The organism is Uliginosibacterium silvisoli (assembly GCF_036017035.1).
Taxonomy (GTDB): domain Bacteria; phylum Pseudomonadota; class Gammaproteobacteria; order Burkholderiales; family Rhodocyclaceae; genus Viridibacterium; species Viridibacterium silvisoli.
Genome location: NZ_JAYXHS010000001.1, coordinates 196,707 through 213,057, shown reverse-complemented (window position 1 = coordinate 213,057; position 16,351 = coordinate 196,707). Strand labels below are relative to the sequence as shown.

Here is a 16,351-nt window from a genome sequence, read left to right as displayed (position 1 = left end):
CCGAGTGATGCGCGGACCGGGGGTTGATGTCCTGGCGGCGCGACCGACAAGCATTCGCTGGGACGTGTTTGTGAGCGTCGTATCGATGGGCCCTCCGGGCATGACCTCGTCAGGAATCTGATCTCGCCATGAAATACCTGGTCTTGCTGTGTTTGGGGGTGTTGGCCGGTTGTGCCGCGCGACCGTCGGTGACCGTACCTGCGACGCTGCCGAATTACATTGCACCGACTGAAGGAGCTGTGGCGAGCTTGCAGATCCGCTCCAACCAGGTTGCTGGCGTCGGCGTGTTCTCGTCCTTCGAAGACCAGCGTGCCTGCAAGGGCATACGCATGATCGCCAACACCAAGACGACGCAGAACCAGCTCAAGGCCAGTACGACGCTGCGTGCAGACGAACCGGCGTCGCTGTGGTTTGCCTACGTCGGGCCTGGCAATCGCCTGTGCAATGTGGCGATGACCTTCAAACCGGTCAAGGGCCGGAACTATCTGGCGCTCGCCAATGCGACCGATGTCGCTTGCGCCATCGCGTTGCAGGATATTTCTGATCCTTCGAATCCGAAGCAGGAACCAACACGTTTTGCGCGTACCGTCGTATTGACGGGTCGGGAGAGCGCGCATTGCGCGGCTGTCGATGTGGATGCGGAGCTCACCAAAGTGCGCAGACCCAATCTGAGTGGCCTCAGGATGGATGATCTCAAGGCGCTGTTGCCGGCGGCGCCGCCTGCAGAGGCCGCCAAATGAGGATGCGCAAACTCGTGGCGCTTCTGTGCCTGCTGGCGTGCTGCGGCGAAGCCGCGGCGCTCGAGCCGGATCAATTGTTCAAGCTCATTTCGCCCAGTGTCTGGCTGGTGCGCACCTTCGATGCTGACGGCTTGCCACGAGGCGCGGGCTCGGCCGTCGTCATTCGCCCGGGCAAGCTCATAACCAACTGCCATGTGCTGGGCAAGGCCAGCGCATTTTCCTTGATCAAGGAGAGGGTCAGCTACAAGGGCAAGCTTGAGGAGGTCGATCTCGAGCGCGACTTCTGTCTGGTGTCTGTAGCCGATGAGCGCTTTGATGCGCCGCTCGTAAAGCTGGCCGATAGCGATCAGCTGGTCGTCGGGCAGCGCGTGGTGACGCTCGGCAATCCGCGTGCGCTGGAGATGACACTGTCGGATGGTCTGATTTCCCGGTTGCAGAGGGATGACGATGGTCAGCTCGAAGCTATTCAGACTTCGGCGCCGTTTTCCCCCGGCTCCAGTGGCGGAGGCTTGTTCGACATGGATGGGCGCTTGATTGGCATCACGCAACGCATCAATGTATCGACCGGTTCGCAGAACTTGAACTTTGCCCTGCCGATCAACTGGCTGCGTGATCTGCCGGCGCGTAGCAAAGCACAGCTCGACGAATACCGTGCAGCGTCGAAGAGCGCCACCGGCAAGTAGTCGCCCGATGCATTCCTGTTGAGGTGCGTATTTGCCTGGGGTGTTGCCAGCCGCTGGCGTGACACGTGCATAATGCCGGAGCGGTGGAAACCACCCACAACATATACGGGGACGCTATGGATAGCACTATGGAGGGCGGCCAGGACGGCGGTCAGGAGAGCGGGCAGCAAGCGCACAGTGTGCGCAATGTGTTTGTATTCACCGGTCGCGGCAGTGAGTACTTCCGCATCTGGATCGTCAATCTCCTCCTGTCCATCATCACGCTGGGAATCTACTCGGCCTGGGCGAAGGTGCGGCGCGAGCAGTACTTTCACCGCAACACCCTGCTCGCCGATTCGGCTTTCGAATACCACGGCAAGCCCCTGTCCATCCTCAAGGGGCGCTTGCTGGTGGTCGGTCTGTTGTTTGCCAACAATATTCTCGGCGGCCTCAACCCGAAGCTCGCCCTGGCCATGGGTGTCGTGTTCCTGATCGTCACCCCGTGGATCATCTGTCAGGCCGTGCGCTTCCGCGCCTGGAACACGAGCTGGCGTGGCGTGCGTCTCGGCTTCACGGGGACTTACGCGGGTGTTGCCAAGGTGTATTTCCTCAACGGCCTGCTGGTGCTGGTGACGCTCGGCCTGGCCGCGCCCTGGTGGCTCAATCGTTTCCAGCGTTACCTGGTCACGCATCTGCGCTTCGGCGGTGAGCAGTTCGATTCTGACGCGCCGACCTGGGACTACTACAAGCCGTTGCTTGTGCTGTTCGCATTCTTCCTGGCTGGGGTTTCTGTCCTTGTCGCACTCTTCGCGTCGACGATCTATATGCGAGGCGCTTCTGCGCCGCATGCGGCGGTGTTGTCATCCCTCATGTTCGGCACGTTCATCTTCTATGCCGGTTTGTATTTCATCGGTGGCAGCTATGTGCGCGCGCGCTTGTCGAACACTTTGTGGAATCACACGCATGCGGGCCCGCATCAGTTCGAGAGCAGCTATCGCGCCCGTCGCTTGTTCTGGCTGATGCTTACCAACACCTTGGCGATCGTGTGCACGCTGGGTCTGTTCGCACCTTTTGCCAAGGTGCGCATGGCCGCCTACCGAGCCGAGACACTGGCGCTTGAAAGCACGGCCTCGCTGGATGAGTTCGTTGCGCATCAGGAGGAATACACGCGTGCCATCGGCGACCAGGCTGCCGAGCTGCTGGACGTAGACCTTGGTTTCTGAGCCCGTCACCGAGGGGATTCGCGGACGCTATTTCGATGGGCGCAGCACGCGCCCTTTGAATGTCATCGTCTCACTCGACGCAGCCAGCCTGCTCATCTCGGGTGAATGCGATGCCCGTTGGACATCGGATAGCGTATCGATAAGCGAACGCCTGGGACGCACCCAGCGCAAGATCCTGCTGCCCGACGCAGGCTTCATCGAGGTTCCCGACTCGCCGCTGTGGGATGCGTTGCCGCAGCAGTGGGGGCGCTCCGGCCTGCATCTGGCCTGGCTGGAGGCTCACTGGCGGCACGTGCTGACTTGCCTGGTCGGTATCGTCGTGGCCTGCGCCGTGTTCTACGTCTATGCCTTGCCATGGGTGGCCACCCGTGTAGCGGAACAGATCCCGGTGGCCTGGGTGAGCCAGCTGTCACAAGGCACGCTGGATCTGCTGGACCGCCTGTATGTTGCGCCGAGCAAGCTGCCCGCGGCGCGCCAGAAACAGCTTGCCGAAGCATTCGCGCAATGGGCTCCGCCAGATGCCGCTGCGCTGCCTTATCGCCTGCACTTCAGGAATGGCGTGGGTATCGGGCCGAATGCCTTTGCCATGCCGTCGGGAGATATTGTCATCACCGATCAGCTCGTCGCGCTGGCCAAGGACGACAAGGAGATTTTGGGTGTGCTGGCACATGAGTTGGGGCACCTGCAGAAGCGCCATGCGATAAGGCAGCTGATGCAGAGCGCGATGCTGGCTGTCGCCGCCAACGTCTTCCTTGGCGACATGGGGGATGTGACGGGCTCGGCGGCTGCATTGATGAATCTGCGTTACTCGCGCGACTTCGAGCGCGAGGCGGATGACTATGCGATCCGCATGATGCGTCTCAATCACACCGATCCGAATCGCCTTGCGGCAATGCTGGAGCGCCTCGATCCCGAAGGCGCAAAAGCCGGGGCGGATGAAAGCAGCTACTTTGCGACGCACCCCATCACTGCGGAGCGTATCAAGCGCTTGCAGGAGCGGGCCTTGGGTGAGGGTGGGCTGGACTGAGCGTCTGCGCCCGACTGCCGTTCTGGTTACGCCCAGTCGCGCGGTGTGAGGAACTCGCTGTAGAGGCGGGCCTCAGGGCTGTCTGGTTCAGGCTGCCAGTCGTAGCGCCAATTGACTACAGGCGGCAGTGACATGAGGATGGATTCGGTGCGCCCACCGGATTGCAGACCGAACAGCGTGCCGCGGTCGTAGACGAGGTTGAACTCCACATAGCGGCCGCGACGATAGGCCTGGAAGTCACGCTCGCGCTGGCCGTAGGGTTGGTCACGATGGCGTTCGATGATGGGCAGGTAGGCGTCGAGGAAAGCATCGCCAACACTCGCGGTCAGGCTGAAGCACTGATCGAAGCCGAGCTCGTTGAAATCGTCGAAGAACAGACCGCCAACGCCGCGCGCTTCGTTGCGGTGTTTGAGGAAGAAGTAACGGTCGCACCACTCCTTGAAGCGCGGGTGCAGTTCGCTGCCAAATGGACTGACGGCCATGCGGCAGGTCTGGTGGAAGTGGCGTACATCTTTTTCGGTGGGGTAGTACGGCGTCAGATCCATGCCGCCACCAAACCACCACGTGGGTTTGACCGGTACCGCCTTGGGCGTGGCATGACGCGCCTGCGCGTCGCCGTTTTCGGTTTTGCGACGCAAGGGTGAAGCAGCGAAGCGCGGGGGCGAGGCGTCGTCCGGCTCGGCTTCAGTGAAGCTCTCACCGCGTGCGGAGAAAAAGCGCACGTTCATGTGCACGGTCGGGCAATGCGGATTGCGTGGGTGCAGCACCAGCGATACGCCCATGGCTTCGAAGGCGGCACCTTCCAGCTCTGGCCGATTGGCACTGGCCGAAGGCGGCAGCCGGTCACCGATGACGTGCGAAAAATTGACGCCACCACGCTCAAAAAAATTGCCGTCTTCGATCACTCGCGTGATGCCGCCACCACCGCCCGGGCGCTCCCAGCTGTCTGTCTGGAAGGATTTGCCGTCGAAGGCTTCGAGCGAAGCGACGATACGGCGTTGCAGGTCGAGCAGATAAGAACGAACAACGTTTGCGGGCATGATCCAGTCTAGTCAGACAGCCGTGCAGGCACGGGCAGGTGCGTGCAGTGTGACGATTGTTTTCGAATTCCGCCGTGACGTATGCCCTATTGAGCACGCGCCCATTGGGGCATCCATCGGCGTCAGACTACTCAGCGTTTGACGGCGCGGTGGCCGATGTCCGTGCGGTACTGCATGCCGTCGAAGTGGATATGGCCGACTGCTTCGTAGGCGCGCATTTGCGCTTCCTTCACCGAGTCGCCCAGTGCGGTCACACACAGCACGCGGCCGCCCGTGCAGACGGTCTGCCCGCCCTGGTTGGCCGTGCCGGCATGGAAGACGTGCGCATCTTCGAGCTTCACGTCGAGACCCGTAATGGCGTCACCCTTGCGCGGGCTTTCCGGATAGCCCGCAGCTGCGAGCACGACACCCAGTGCGACACGGCGATCCCAGTCGGCCTCTGCCGTATCGAGCTTGCCTGCCACGGCAGCTTCGATGAGATCCACCAGGTCGGTCTTGAGACGCATCATGATGGGTTGCGTCTCGGGGTCGCCCATGCGGCAGTTGAATTCCACTACACGTGGGGCACCGCTTTCGTCGATCATCAGGCCGGCATACAGGAAGCCGGTGTAGGGCAGGCCTTCGGCAGCCATCGCGGCCAGCGTCGGGTGGATGATCTCGCGCATGACGCGCGCATGGATCTGCGGCGTCACGACCGGCGCGGGTGAGTACGCGCCCATGCCGCCAGTGTTGGGGCCGCGATCATCGTCGAGCAGGCGCTTGTGGTCCTGGCTGGTGGCCATCGCCAAGGCGTGCTTGCCGTCAGCCATGACGATGAAGCTGGCTTCTTCGCCCTGCATGAATTCTTCAATGACGACGCGCGCGCCGGCATCACCGTAGCTCACGCCGAGCTTGTTATCGAGCAGCATCATGTCGATGGCGGCGTGGGCTTCGTCCAGCGACATGGCGACGACCACGCCCTTGCCCGCAGCCAGACCGTCGGCCTTGATGACGATGGGCGCACCTTCCTGATCGACATAGGCATGCGCCTTTGCTGCATCGGAAAAGGTCTGGTATTTCGCCGTAGGAATACCGTGGCGAATCAGGAAGCGCTTGGCGAAATCCTTGGACGACTCGAGTTGCGCGGCTTCGCGGGTGGGCCCGAAAATGGGCAGGCCCGCGGCGCGGAAGGCATCAACGACGCCAGCGGCGAGTGGGGCTTCCGGCCCTACCACGGTCAGGCCGATCTGCTCGCGACGGACATAGTCGATCAGCTCGGGGATTGCGGTAATGCTTACGTTCTCCAGATCGGGCTCGCGTGCGGTGCCCGCATTGCCGGGCGCGACGAAGACTTTCTGGATGCGTGGGGATTGCGCCAGCTTCCACGCCAGAGCGTGTTCGCGACCACCGGAGCCGATGACGAGGATTTTCATTTTACGAGTGTGCCTTTACTGAATTCTCAGCCAGAAGAACGCGACATTGGCGGTTCCCTTTTTGATGCCGGGAACGTATGAGGCCTCCAGCGAGACGCGCCCCATGCCGACGTGAAACACCGGCAGGATGAATGGCAGCGGCGCGTAATTCGCGTAGTCAGCGCGCATCATCAGGCCGAAGGTTGCGCCCACTCCGTAGCGGATGCCATTTTCTGTCCGCCACAGCCAGTTGTAGTTATAGCCCAGATGCCATTCCGGCTTGTCGTAGGAGTCATGAAACTCAAGGGCATAGATGGCACTGCTGTTGCCGTTTTCCAGGGCGCGGGTACGTCCGATGCCGAAGCCAGGCATGGGATTGTTGTTCTGCTCGTCACGCTGCTCCTTGGTGTAGGCGAATGGCATGTGATAGGTCTGGAGCGGAATGAAAAAGGTCCAGTCGCCATTGCGCAAAGTCTCGGAGGTCGAGCCCACGGTTTCGTCCCAGGCTTCGCGATAGAACGACTTGCCCTGTGTTGCGCTGGTGGACTGGGCAGCGGCCCACAACGGACACGCCAGCAGCAGGAGCGCCAGCCAGTGGCGCAATGATCGGTAAGACATGGAACCCCTGATTTTTTGTTTGTCGTTCTAGTGGCGCGCCGGATTCACGCTCAGTGGCGGAAGTGGCGATAGCCCGTGAATACCATTGCGACGTTCTGTTCATCCGCCGCGGCGATCACTTCAGCATCGCGCATCGAGCCGCCGGGCTGGATCACGGCCGTTGCGCCTGCCTGGGCGAGTACGTCCAGGCCATCACGGAACGGGAAGAAGGCGTCCGAAGCGACCACGCAACCGGGAATGGACAGACCCGCATTCTCGGCCTTGATCTTTGCAATTCGTGCAGAGTCGACACGGCTCATCTGACCTGCGCCGACGCCGACAGTTGTGCCGTCCTTGCAGTAGACGATGGCGTTGGACTTGACGTATTTGGCAACACGCCAGGCGAACAGCAGATCGGCGAGTTCCTTGTCGGACGGCGCACGCTTGGTGACGACCTTCAGATCGGCCGGGGTCAGCACGGCGTCGTCGTAGGTCTGCACCAGCAGGCCGCCCGCAACGCGCTTGTAGTCAGTCTGCGAGATCTTGCCGAGCGCGCAGGTGAGTACGCGCACGTTCTTCTTCGCGGCGAGCAGGGCCAGCGCTTCCGGTGTGTAGGTAGGTGCAATCAGCACCTCCATGAACTGGGCGGAGACGGCTTCAGCCACGACTGCATCGACAATGGTGTTGAAGGCGATGATGCCGCCGAAAGCCGAGGTCGGATCGGTCGAGAAGGCTTTGCGGTAGGCATCCTGCGCATCTGCGCCGAGGGCCACGCCGCAAGGGTTGGCGTGCTTGACGATGACGCAGGCTGGCGTGGCTGCATCGAAGGCCTTGACGCATTCCCAGGCCGCGTCCGAGTCGGCGATGTTGTTGTATGACAACTCCTTGCCCTGCAATTGCGTGTAGCCGGCGATGCCGCCTGCGGGCGCGCTGAGGTCACGGTAGAAGGCGGCCGTCTGATGCGGGTTCTCGCCGTAGCGCAGGTCCTGCACCTTGTCGAAAGCCAGTTGCAGCTTGCCCGGGTAAGCCGCGCGCTCGGGCGCCGCGGTGGGTTCCAGCTTGTCGGCATCGACTGCGGTGAGCCAGTTGGCGATGGCAGAGTCGTAACGTGCTGTGTGGGTGTAAGCCTTGCGGGCCAGTTCGAAGCGCGTCTTGTAGGACAGTGCGCCGTCGTTGGACTTGAGTTCGGTGACGATGGCGGCGTAGTCGGTCGGGTCGGTAACAATGCCGACGCCACCCGCTTCGGAACCATGATTCTTGGCCGCTGAACGGACCATCGCGGGGCCGCCGATGTCGATGTTCTCGATGGCGTCCTGCAGCGTGCAGCCGGGCTTGGCGACGGTTGCTTCGAACGGGTAGAGATTGACGACGACCAGGTCGATGCGCGGGATCTGGTGCTGGTCGATGGTCGCAAGATGCTCTGCCAGATCACGGCGCGCGAGGATGCCTCCATGAACCTTGGGGTGCAGGGTCTTCACGCGGCCATCCAGCATTTCGGGGAAGCCGGTGTAGTCGCCCACGTCAGTCACGGAGAGGCCCGCGTCGCGCAGTGCCTGCGCGGTGCCGCCCGTGGACAGCAGTTTGACGCCAAGCGCAGCCAGCTCGCGGCCGAAGTCGACGACGCCTTGTTTGTCGGAAACGCTGAGAAGGGCCTGGGTGACTTTCATGATGAGTCCTGATCGAAAGGGGGTATTCGGGGAGTTCTGTTGGGCGGGGATGGGCGTGTCATGCGCAGGCGGCTACTTCCGCCCTGGCCTGATCACAGCAATCCGTGCTCGGTGAGTTTGCGGCGCAAGGTGTTGCGCGTCATGCCGAGAATCTCGGCGGCCTGGGTCTGATTGCCACGGGTCTGGCGCAAGACCGATTGCAGCATCGGCTTTTCCACCTCACGAATAACCATGTCATAGATTCCGACGGGTTTCTCGCCATCCAGGTCGGAAAAATAGCGGTCAAGCGCTTGCGTGACGCAGAGCGAGATCTCGTTGTGGCTGCCGTTGTTCTTGTCGTTATTGTGACTCATGCCGCGAGCGCTTCCTGTTCGTCTGATTGCTGGTATTGCAGGCGACTGCCGTGTGCGGCCAATTCACCAAAGAAGCGGTCCACAGCGTCACATTGCTCCGCAACCGTGGGTAGCAGATACATGCTGCTGCGGAAGGCGGCCGAGCCGACCAGGCCTTTGGTGTACCAGGCAATGTGCTTGCGTGCGACGCCCACCCCGGACGCCTCGCCATAGAATTCGTAGAGATCGGCCAGATGCTCGCGGCATACGCGGTGGATCTCGCTGACTTCTGGTGGCGGCAGTTCTTCGCCCGTCAGCAGGAAGTGTTCGATCTCGCGGAAAATCCACGGCCTGCCTTGTGCTGCGCGGCCGATCATGACGCCGTCCGCCCCCGTGTATTGCAGCACGGCCTTGGCCTTCTGCGGCGAGTCTATATCTCCGTTTGCAATGACCGGAATACGGACACGACTTTTTACATCGGCAATCGTGTCGTATTCGGCTTCACCCATGTACTGATCGCAACGTGTGCGGCCGTGGATGGCAATGAGCTGGATGCCGGAGTTTTCTGCGATGTGCGCGATGCTCGGGGCATTGCGCGAGTTGCGATCCCAGCCAGTGCGGAACTTGAGCGTGACCGGCACGTCCGGTACGGCTGCGACGACCGCTTCGAGAATTCGTGCGACGAGAGGCTCATCGCGCATCAGCGCCGAGCCCGCCGCCACGTTGCAGACCTTCTTCGCCGGGCAGCCCATGTTGATGTCGATGATCTGTGCGCCATTGTCGACGTTGAAGCGCGCCGCGCTGGCCATCATCTGCGGATCGGCCCCCGCGATCTGCACGCTGATCGGATCGACTTCGCCCTTGTGATTAGCGCGCCGCTGCGTCTTGGTGCTGCCATAGAGCTGGGCGTTGGAGGTCACCATTTCAGAGACTGCCAGACCCGCGCCCATCTTCTTGCAAAGCTGTCGGAAAGGACGATCCGTTACGCCTGCCATGGGCGCAACAAAGAGCGTGTTTTTCAGACGGATGCCTGCGAATTCCATGGGCAATGAGTGTCAGCGAGCGCGTCACGCAATGGCTGCGGGAGGGCGCACGGTGCGCAATTCGTGAATGGGGAAAGGGCGCAATTCTACCTCGCCGAGAGGCGCTGAGGGAAATCTGCCCGGAAGTTAGGGGAGGGGGCGATGCGACCGCAGGTGGTGATCGATGCGGGAGTCAGGAAGCACAAGGGCCGCAGGGAAAATCGTCAGATTCTCCGTGCGGCCCTCGGGCCAAAACTGATTGTCCCGGCTAGGCCTTGTTGCGCTGGGCAAACACGAACGCGGAGATCAGTTCCAGCAACTGGTCTTCCTGGTAAGGCTTGCCAAGGTAGTGATTGACGCCGATTTCCGCCGCGTAGTTGCGGTGTTTGTCGGCCATGCGCGAGGTGATCATGATGATCGGGATGTCGCGCAGGCGTGCGTCGCCACGGATATTGCGTGCCAGATCGAAGCCGTCCATGCGTGGCATTTCGATGTCGAGCAGCATTACATCCGGAATCAGCTCGGTGAGCTGCTCCAGCGCATCGACGCCGTCCTTGGCAGTCACGGCCTTGTAGCCTTCGCGCTCCAGTAGTCGCGTCGTGATCTTGCGCACCGTGAGCGAGTCGTCCACCACCATGACGGTCGGCACATAGTCCGCTGCAATGCTGGTGTCGACCAGTTCGGTCGGCGCCAGATCGTCCACCACCGTCGCCTGGCGACCTGCCATCACGACCGGGTTGAGGATCAGCGAGACTTCACCGTCCGGCAGGACCGTAGCGCCGGAATAACCTTGCAGACGCACGAATTGCGGGCCCGCATTCTTGACGATAATTTCCTGATTGCCACGCAACGCGTCGATGTAAAGGCCGACCGATGCATTGCCTGCGCGCAGCAGCAAGATCCAGTGGAAGCGCTGCTGGATCGGCTGTGTTTCGTTATCGCCGAGCAGACGAGGCAAATAGCGCAGCGGGTATTGCTGATCCTTCCATTCTGCGTAACCACGCGCGCGGATTTCTTCGAGCTGGCCTTCCTTGACTTCGATGGCCTGTTCGACCATGTTCGAAGGAATCGCGTAGGTGCGTGTGCCAGCGCGCACTAGCAGCGCCTGAGTCACGGCCAATGTCAGTGGCAGGTGGATCAGGAAGCGCGCACCCTGACCTGGCGTGGACGACACGTCAATGCGGCCGCCGACCGCCATGGCTTCGTTCTTCACCACGTCCATGCCGACGCCGCGGCCTGCGATGCCGGACACGGTTTCAGCCGTCGAAAAGCCGGGTTCGAAAATCAGTTGCGTCAGACGGACTTCGGAGACCTCTTCGTGCTCGCCGATCAGCCCGACCTTGCGGCCACGCGCAGCGATGCGCTCGTAGTTGAGGCCCTTGCCGTCGTCAGTCATCTCCAGCGCGATTTCGTTGGAGTGTTGATTCAGGCGCAACAGGATCTGGCCGATTTCGGGCTTGCCGGCAGCCGCACGCTCATCCGGCATCTCGATGCCGTGCGCGATGGCGTTACGCAGCAGATGCTCGAGCGGCGCAATCATCTTGTCCAGCACACCGCGATCGATTTCGATGGCGCCACCCTGGATGTCGAGGTTGGCGCGCTTGCCAAGCTCTTTCGCAGTCTGGCGTACGACGCGATAGAGACGGTCGGAGACCTCGTTGAATGGCACCATGCGCACGCCCATCAGGGCTTGCTGCAGGTCGCGCGAGAGGCGGCCCTGAGCGTGCAAGGCAGCATCGGCACCGTCGAGGTTGCGCAACAGATTCTGCTGGACCGTGGTCACGTCACCGACGGACTCGGCCATCATCCGCGTCAGCTCCTGCAGGCGCGTGAAGCGGTCGAATTCGAGCGGATCAAAATTGTCGTGCTGCGATTCTGCTGCCGCGATACGCGACTGCATCTGCGACTCAGCCTGGATTTCCACTTCGCGCAACTGGTTGCGCAAACGGATCACGTTTTCAGTGAGGTCCAGCAGGGAGCGGCGCACGGTACGCATTTCGCCTTCCACACGCGTACGCGCAATACTGATTTCGCCCGCTTCATTGACGAAGCGGTCGACCATGTCGGCACGCACACGCACCAGGGCGCGGGCGCTTTGCGCCGCTTCAGGCTCCTCCGTAACGGCTGTCTGGCGCAAGACGGCCGGGATCAATGGGCTATCGGCCGGCGCGCTGAAACGTGAAACTGGCGCCGCATCGTCGAGAGTCTGGGCTGACTGCTGGGCCACGGGCGCTACGTAAGAATCTTGTGCCGTTTCCTGTGCCGCGTAATCGTCATCTTCCGCAGGCGTGGGTACGACGACCGGCGCAGGATTGCGCAACGCCTCCAGCAGATTGCCCACCTGGTCGAAACCGTTTTCCAGCTCATCCACGAAGGCTGGCGAAGGCCCTTGATTGCCAGTCTCCTCGAGACGGCCTTCCAGGACGTGCACATACTGACCGACACGCATGGCTCCCGCCATGCGTGCGCTGCCCTTGAGCGTGTGCATCAGGCGAGCCAGGGCATTGCGTGGCTCCGGGCTCTCCGGCTCGCTGCGCATCTGGCGCACGGTGCTGCCAATCTCTGCCATCAGCTCATCTGCTTCTTCGAAGAAGATCGGAAGTAGCTGCTCATCCAGTTCGTCGTGGATGCCGCTCAGGTCCAACTCGTCATGTTGCGCGGCGGGTGGTGGCGCGAAGCTCTCTTCCACAAGGACCGGTGCGATTTCTTCGACAGGCTCGGGCTCCTCAGCCGGTGTAGAAGGTAGCAGGGGGCGCAGATTGTTGAGTTGTTCGCTGAGCTCGGGCGACGGCAACGGCATCTGCTGACGGACGATTTCCGTCTGCATGGCTTCGAGGCGATTCAGGGTTGCGTCGAACAACGCGGCTTGAGCGGGGTCAGGCGGAATCTGCGATTCACGCAGACGATTCTGTGCGTGCTCCAGCGCTTTGGCGAGGCTGTGAACCGATTCGAAACGTGCCGTGCCTGAAATGCCTGCCAGAGTGTGCGCGGCACGCACAGCTTCCATGCTCGGCACATGCAGCGGGTTGCTGTCGATCAGATGCTGATCACCACGCAGGGTTGCCAGATGTTGCGCGGATTCACCGAGATACAGGTAGTACAGGCCGTGTGACAACACGTTGTTGCCGACCGTGATCTCGCTGTCTGGCGTACTGCCGGGCGCGGCTTCAGCGTCGAGCAGCGGATTGCCGTCGGCGAGTTCGGCCGCTGTTTCTTCGTACTGTGGTTCCGCGATCGACGCATGTTCGCTGCCCAGCAACGCAGCTACACGTGGCGCCATATCGCCGGGGGCCGGCTCGCTGGACGACAAGGCTGCGAGATTAATGACAGGCAGGTCGATGTCACCTTCGTCGTCCTCGATGGCGACTTCGACAAGGTGCTCGTTGTTGACCGGCGAGGGGAGTGGGGCGGGCTCAGCTATCGCTGGCACTTCCTCTACCTCTTCTGCTGCGGTCGGTATGACGGGCTCGTCCTGCGGCACAGCCAATGCACTTTCGCCGAAGACCTCCTCAGGCTCGAGCATGTCGACTGCAACTTCAGGCTGAGGCGCAGCTTGCAGGTCGCCCGTTATGAACGGTTCGGAGAAGTCGGTGCCGAGCGCCGTGGCAACCAGATCAAACTCTGCTTCCGGGTGTTCACCGAGATTGAGATCCAGATCGGTGCTGGTCAGGTCGGTAAAGTTGCGGTCGAGTAGCGCTTCGCCGTCGCTGGGGGAGAGGCCTTCAATGAGGGTCGCGGTCAGGTCGAGTTCGGAAAGCTCGGTCTCGCCGCTGGAGAAGCGCTCCAGGTCACCTTCCATCAAGGTGCTGGCAAGGTCGAGTTCTGCCAATGGCTCGTCGCCCAGCGACGTTTGCGTGGCGTCGTCCGGCGTATCGAGATCGGGCAGCAATATTTCGTCGACACCGAGCGAGCCGAGCATGGGCATATCCATGCGCGTCTCTTCGAGCGAGGTCTCGTATTGATGTGTGCCTGTCGACGTAGGGAGATCGAGCTCCGCAAGATCCTGATCGTCCAGCGTGAGATCGATAGGCGTACCTGGGCCCTGCGCGTTAGCAGCCGACGTGTTGGGTTGCTCCGCGATGGGTTCCAGGGCGGGTTCGGGATCCAGATCGTCGAAGTTCAGATCCAGATCAATGCCCTCTGACGCGGTGGCCGGGTCTTCTGCCACCGCCTCCTCAGAGATCGGCGGTCTCGGCTCTGCTGGAACCAGACTGAGGCCACCTGCGGCCAGATCTTCAGGGCTTGCATCCAGTGAGGCCAGAATGCTTTGCGCCTGCTGTGTCAGCGCTGCCGCATCGCGCCACAATCCGCCTCCGGACTGGAGCTGTTCGACCCAGGCCGAGAACAGATTGGTTGCGTTGTCGATGAGGCTGATCAGTTCGGCATTCGCATCTTTCTCAAGTTGCAGCCAGCGATTCATCGTGGCTTCGATGTACTTGGCGGCATCCGAGAAATCGATCAGGCCCACCATGCGACTCGAACCTTTGAGCGTGTGGAAGGCGCGACGGAGCGTCGTCAATGCATCCTGGTTGTGGGGCTCGCGTGCAGCAATTTCGCGATGCTCGCGCAGCGTACCCAGTACTTCGTGAGCCTCTTCAAGGAAGATCTCCAGCAGTTCCGCGTCCACCTCTTCGCTGCTGGCCTGCATCAGGCGAGCAGCTTCCTCGGAAGGTTGTGGTGCGGCAGCCGGGGCGACGTTCGACAGGGCTTCCTGGATCTGTTCGCTCGATACGTCTTCGCCGGCCTTGAGGCTGGCAATGACGTCCTTGGTCTGCTTTTCGAGCGCGCTGTCGGCAACCAGCTGGGCATCTTCGCGGATGGCTTCCAGGCTGTGCACCAATTGATCGCGCAGACCGCTGTCCTGTGGCGACTCTTGCAGGGCATCGGCGAGGTTGCGCGTCTCACGCGATTCGCGCAGAAGTTGGGCTTCGACCGTCTCGCTGACAGCTACTTGCTCCTCTTCCGGTGCGAAAGCACTTTCCGGATTGAGGAAGTGCTCCAGTTTGGCCGGCGCAGTCTTGATGGCTTCGACGTAGAAGCCCAGTGCGGACAGCTTGTGGGCGACGTCGTCGCAGGCCTCCTGGCTTGGTGCGTCCGCGCTCTCGGCGAGTGCAGCGACCTGGCCGGCACTCTCACGCACCAGCGCCGCGGCCGACATTTCGCCCAGCATCGAGAATGCGCCCTCGATCTGCTTGAGCGGGCTGGTCAGCGCAGCGAGCGGCTCGCGTTGTTCCGGATTGCGGAAGAACGTGTCGAGAGTCTGTTCGATCTGGCCAAGGTTGGTGAGGATCTCGCGTGCCAGCTGATTGAACAGCAGCTTCTCCTGGGCGCGCTGCGAGGCTTCACCGAAGAGCGCATCATCCATTTCAGGCGGGTTTCCGCCTTTGCTGCGTACTTCGAAAATCGTGTTGAGCAGCTCGACCTGACGACGCAACAGTTGTTGATCGTAGGCAGGCGACTCGGCTGCCTGTTCGATGACCAGCAGGCCGGTGGCCAGCTCCATCGACAAGGCGTCGCTCTGACGCAGCGGATCGGCACGCAGCCATTCCGTCACCTTGGTCATGCCGCTGAGCAGCGCGTCCAGTTGTGGCACGCGCATCGGCGCGACGCGTTGCACCAGTTCAGCAAGGTGGTCCTGGAACAGCGGCAGTGCCACTGCAGCACCTGCGCAGAAACGGTTCCATGCGTCCTTGGTATTTTCCAGCGACTCGCGCACTTTCAGGACGAGTGGCTGACGCAAGGTGTCTGACAGCTCCTGATCCGGCGCGGGCAGTGCAGCTTCGAGGCGATACACCGAACGCACGGACTGCGCATGCGGTGTAGCGACATTCGCGGTTGCGACGTAATACAACACATCGCGCACGAGGCGGTCGGCGACAACCTGCGAGCCCTCGATGAGACGGCGCATCTGCGTGTCGATGCGTCGGCACAGGCGCTGTGTCGCGCGCTCGACAGGAATGACCTGTTGGGCCAGACCTTCAAAGAAGGCGATTGCCGCCCACCAGAAGGCGCGTGTTGAGGGCTGAGCCTGGATCTGCTCGATGCGCTGTACCGCGCGCAGCATCTCCTGTGCGCCCGACGGGCTTTGTGGTTGGCGGATCCACAGCAGCAGGCCCTTCTCGAAGCGGCCACGCAGCAAACGCAATTCCAGCGCAGCGGCCTGTGGGTCGAGTTGTTCGCCTTGTGGCAGCGAGGGGCGCGCGCGCAGATCAGGGAAAAACAACTCCGATGCGGGTGGCGGCTCTTCACCACGCGCAGCCACCAGTTCGCGATAGGCAGGGTAGAGGCGCAAGGGCTTGTGCGCAGCGCCGGCCAGCAACTCGCTCAGATAATTGGCGAGCACGGCAAGACTGCGACGCGCCAGTGCCAGCGCTTCGCCGGAAGGCGTGTCTTCTGCGCCGGCCAGCGATGACAGCAGTTTGTCGATTGCTTCGGAGAACTGTGAGACACCATCCAGACCGACGACGGACAAAGCGCCGCTGGCCTGGTGGACGTGGCTCTGCGCGAAACGCAGGGGCTCGCGCTGCTCGGGATTGGCTTGCGCCTCACCGAGACTGTCGCTGGCCTTGGCGAGGGCGGCGTCTATCTCCGCCTTCACCCAGGTCAGGGGGCCAATGTCGAAATCAGTCACTTGACTCATCTAATCCTCT

At 61.8% G+C, this 16,351-nt stretch carries 11 protein-coding genes; 4 read left to right on the top strand and 7 right to left on the bottom strand.

Going from position 1 to position 16,351, the window contains the following annotated elements:
- The first annotated feature begins 128 nt into the window (after nucleotides 1–128).
- The 4 genes from VVD49_RS00995 (at nucleotide 129) to VVD49_RS00980 (ending at nucleotide 3,652) form a co-directional block, all read left to right on the top strand.
- Nucleotides 129–740 carry a hypothetical protein gene (locus VVD49_RS00995; protein WP_327597254.1) on the top strand — a complete coding sequence of 204 codons (612 nt, stop codon included), beginning with the start codon at nucleotides 129–131 and terminating at the stop codon, nucleotides 738–740.
- Nucleotides 737–1,423 (top strand): S1C family serine protease, encoded by a 687-nt coding sequence (locus VVD49_RS00990; RefSeq protein ID WP_327597253.1) that lies wholly within the window; start codon nucleotides 737–739, stop codon nucleotides 1,421–1,423. Before VVD49_RS00995 ends, VVD49_RS00990 begins: the two co-directional genes overlap by 4 nt.
- 116 nt (nucleotides 1,424–1,539) lie before the next feature.
- Nucleotides 1,540–2,625, top strand: coding sequence for a YjgN family protein (locus VVD49_RS00985; protein ID WP_327597252.1), 1,086 nt, complete (start codon nucleotides 1,540–1,542; stop codon nucleotides 2,623–2,625).
- Nucleotides 2,615–3,652 (top strand): M48 family metallopeptidase, encoded by a 1,038-nt coding sequence (locus VVD49_RS00980; RefSeq protein WP_327597251.1) that lies wholly within the window; start codon nucleotides 2,615–2,617, stop codon nucleotides 3,650–3,652. The genes VVD49_RS00985 and VVD49_RS00980 overlap by 11 nt, the downstream gene beginning before the upstream one ends.
- Before the next feature lie 26 nt (nucleotides 3,653–3,678).
- Here the strand turns inward: VVD49_RS00980 and hemF are convergent, their stop codons facing one another.
- From hemF to VVD49_RS00945, 7 genes are all read right to left on the bottom strand, one after another.
- Nucleotides 3,679–4,692 (bottom strand): oxygen-dependent coproporphyrinogen oxidase, encoded by a 1,014-nt coding sequence (gene hemF / locus VVD49_RS00975; protein ID WP_327597250.1) that lies wholly within the window; start codon nucleotides 4,690–4,692, stop codon nucleotides 3,679–3,681.
- Nucleotides 4,693–4,823: 131 nt separating this feature from the next.
- The gene (purD, locus tag VVD49_RS00970) at nucleotides 4,824–6,104 is read right to left on the bottom strand and encodes a phosphoribosylamine--glycine ligase (protein WP_327597249.1); all 1,281 of its coding nucleotides are present in this window, start codon (nucleotides 6,102–6,104) and stop codon (nucleotides 4,824–4,826) included.
- Between the two features lie 15 nt (nucleotides 6,105–6,119).
- Nucleotides 6,120–6,701, bottom strand: coding sequence for a hypothetical protein (locus VVD49_RS00965; RefSeq protein ID WP_327597248.1), 582 nt, complete (start codon nucleotides 6,699–6,701; stop codon nucleotides 6,120–6,122).
- Between the two features lie 50 nt (nucleotides 6,702–6,751).
- Nucleotides 6,752–8,347, bottom strand: a complete 1,596-nt coding sequence (gene purH, locus VVD49_RS00960; RefSeq protein ID WP_327597247.1) for a bifunctional phosphoribosylaminoimidazolecarboxamide formyltransferase/IMP cyclohydrolase — start codon at nucleotides 8,345–8,347, stop codon at nucleotides 6,752–6,754.
- Between the two features lie 92 nt (nucleotides 8,348–8,439).
- Nucleotides 8,440–8,700, bottom strand: coding sequence for a helix-turn-helix domain-containing protein (locus VVD49_RS00955; RefSeq protein WP_327597246.1), 261 nt, complete (start codon nucleotides 8,698–8,700; stop codon nucleotides 8,440–8,442).
- Nucleotides 8,697–9,722, bottom strand: coding sequence for a tRNA dihydrouridine synthase DusB (gene dusB / locus VVD49_RS00950; protein WP_327597245.1), 1,026 nt, complete (start codon nucleotides 9,720–9,722; stop codon nucleotides 8,697–8,699). Before dusB ends, VVD49_RS00955 begins: the two co-directional genes overlap by 4 nt.
- Before the next feature lie 247 nt (nucleotides 9,723–9,969).
- Complete coding sequence (locus VVD49_RS00945) at nucleotides 9,970–16,341, bottom strand: hybrid sensor histidine kinase/response regulator (protein WP_327597244.1); 6,372 nt, start codon at nucleotides 16,339–16,341, stop codon at nucleotides 9,970–9,972.
- Between the last annotated feature and the right edge of the window lie 10 nt (nucleotides 16,342–16,351).

Bases quoted from the DNA above. Each gene is read 5' to 3' on its own strand.
- VVD49_RS00995 (WP_327597254.1), top strand. From the start codon at position 129: ATGAAATACCTGGTCTTGCTGTGTTTGGGGGTGTTGGCCGGTTGTGCC.
- VVD49_RS00990 (WP_327597253.1), top strand. From the start codon at position 737: ATGAGGATGCGCAAACTCGTGGCGCTTCTGTGCCTGCTGGCGTGCTGC.
- VVD49_RS00985 (WP_327597252.1), top strand. From the start codon at position 1,540: ATGGATAGCACTATGGAGGGCGGCCAGGACGGCGGTCAGGAGAGCGGG.
- hemF (WP_327597250.1), bottom strand. From the start codon at position 4,692: ATGCCCGCAAACGTTGTTCGTTCTTATCTGCTCGACCTGCAACGCCGT.
- purD (WP_327597249.1), bottom strand. From the start codon at position 6,104: ATGAAAATCCTCGTCATCGGCTCCGGTGGTCGCGAACACGCTCTGGCG.
- VVD49_RS00965 (WP_327597248.1), bottom strand. From the start codon at position 6,701: ATGTCTTACCGATCATTGCGCCACTGGCTGGCGCTCCTGCTGCTGGCG.
- purH (WP_327597247.1), bottom strand. From the start codon at position 8,347: ATGAAAGTCACCCAGGCCCTTCTCAGCGTTTCCGACAAACAAGGCGTC.
- VVD49_RS00955 (WP_327597246.1), bottom strand. From the start codon at position 8,700: ATGAGTCACAATAACGACAAGAACAACGGCAGCCACAACGAGATCTCG.
- dusB (WP_327597245.1), bottom strand. From the start codon at position 9,722: ATGGAATTCGCAGGCATCCGTCTGAAAAACACGCTCTTTGTTGCGCCC.
- VVD49_RS00945 (WP_327597244.1), bottom strand. From the start codon at position 16,341: ATGAGTCAAGTGACTGATTTCGACATTGGCCCCCTGACCTGGGTGAAG.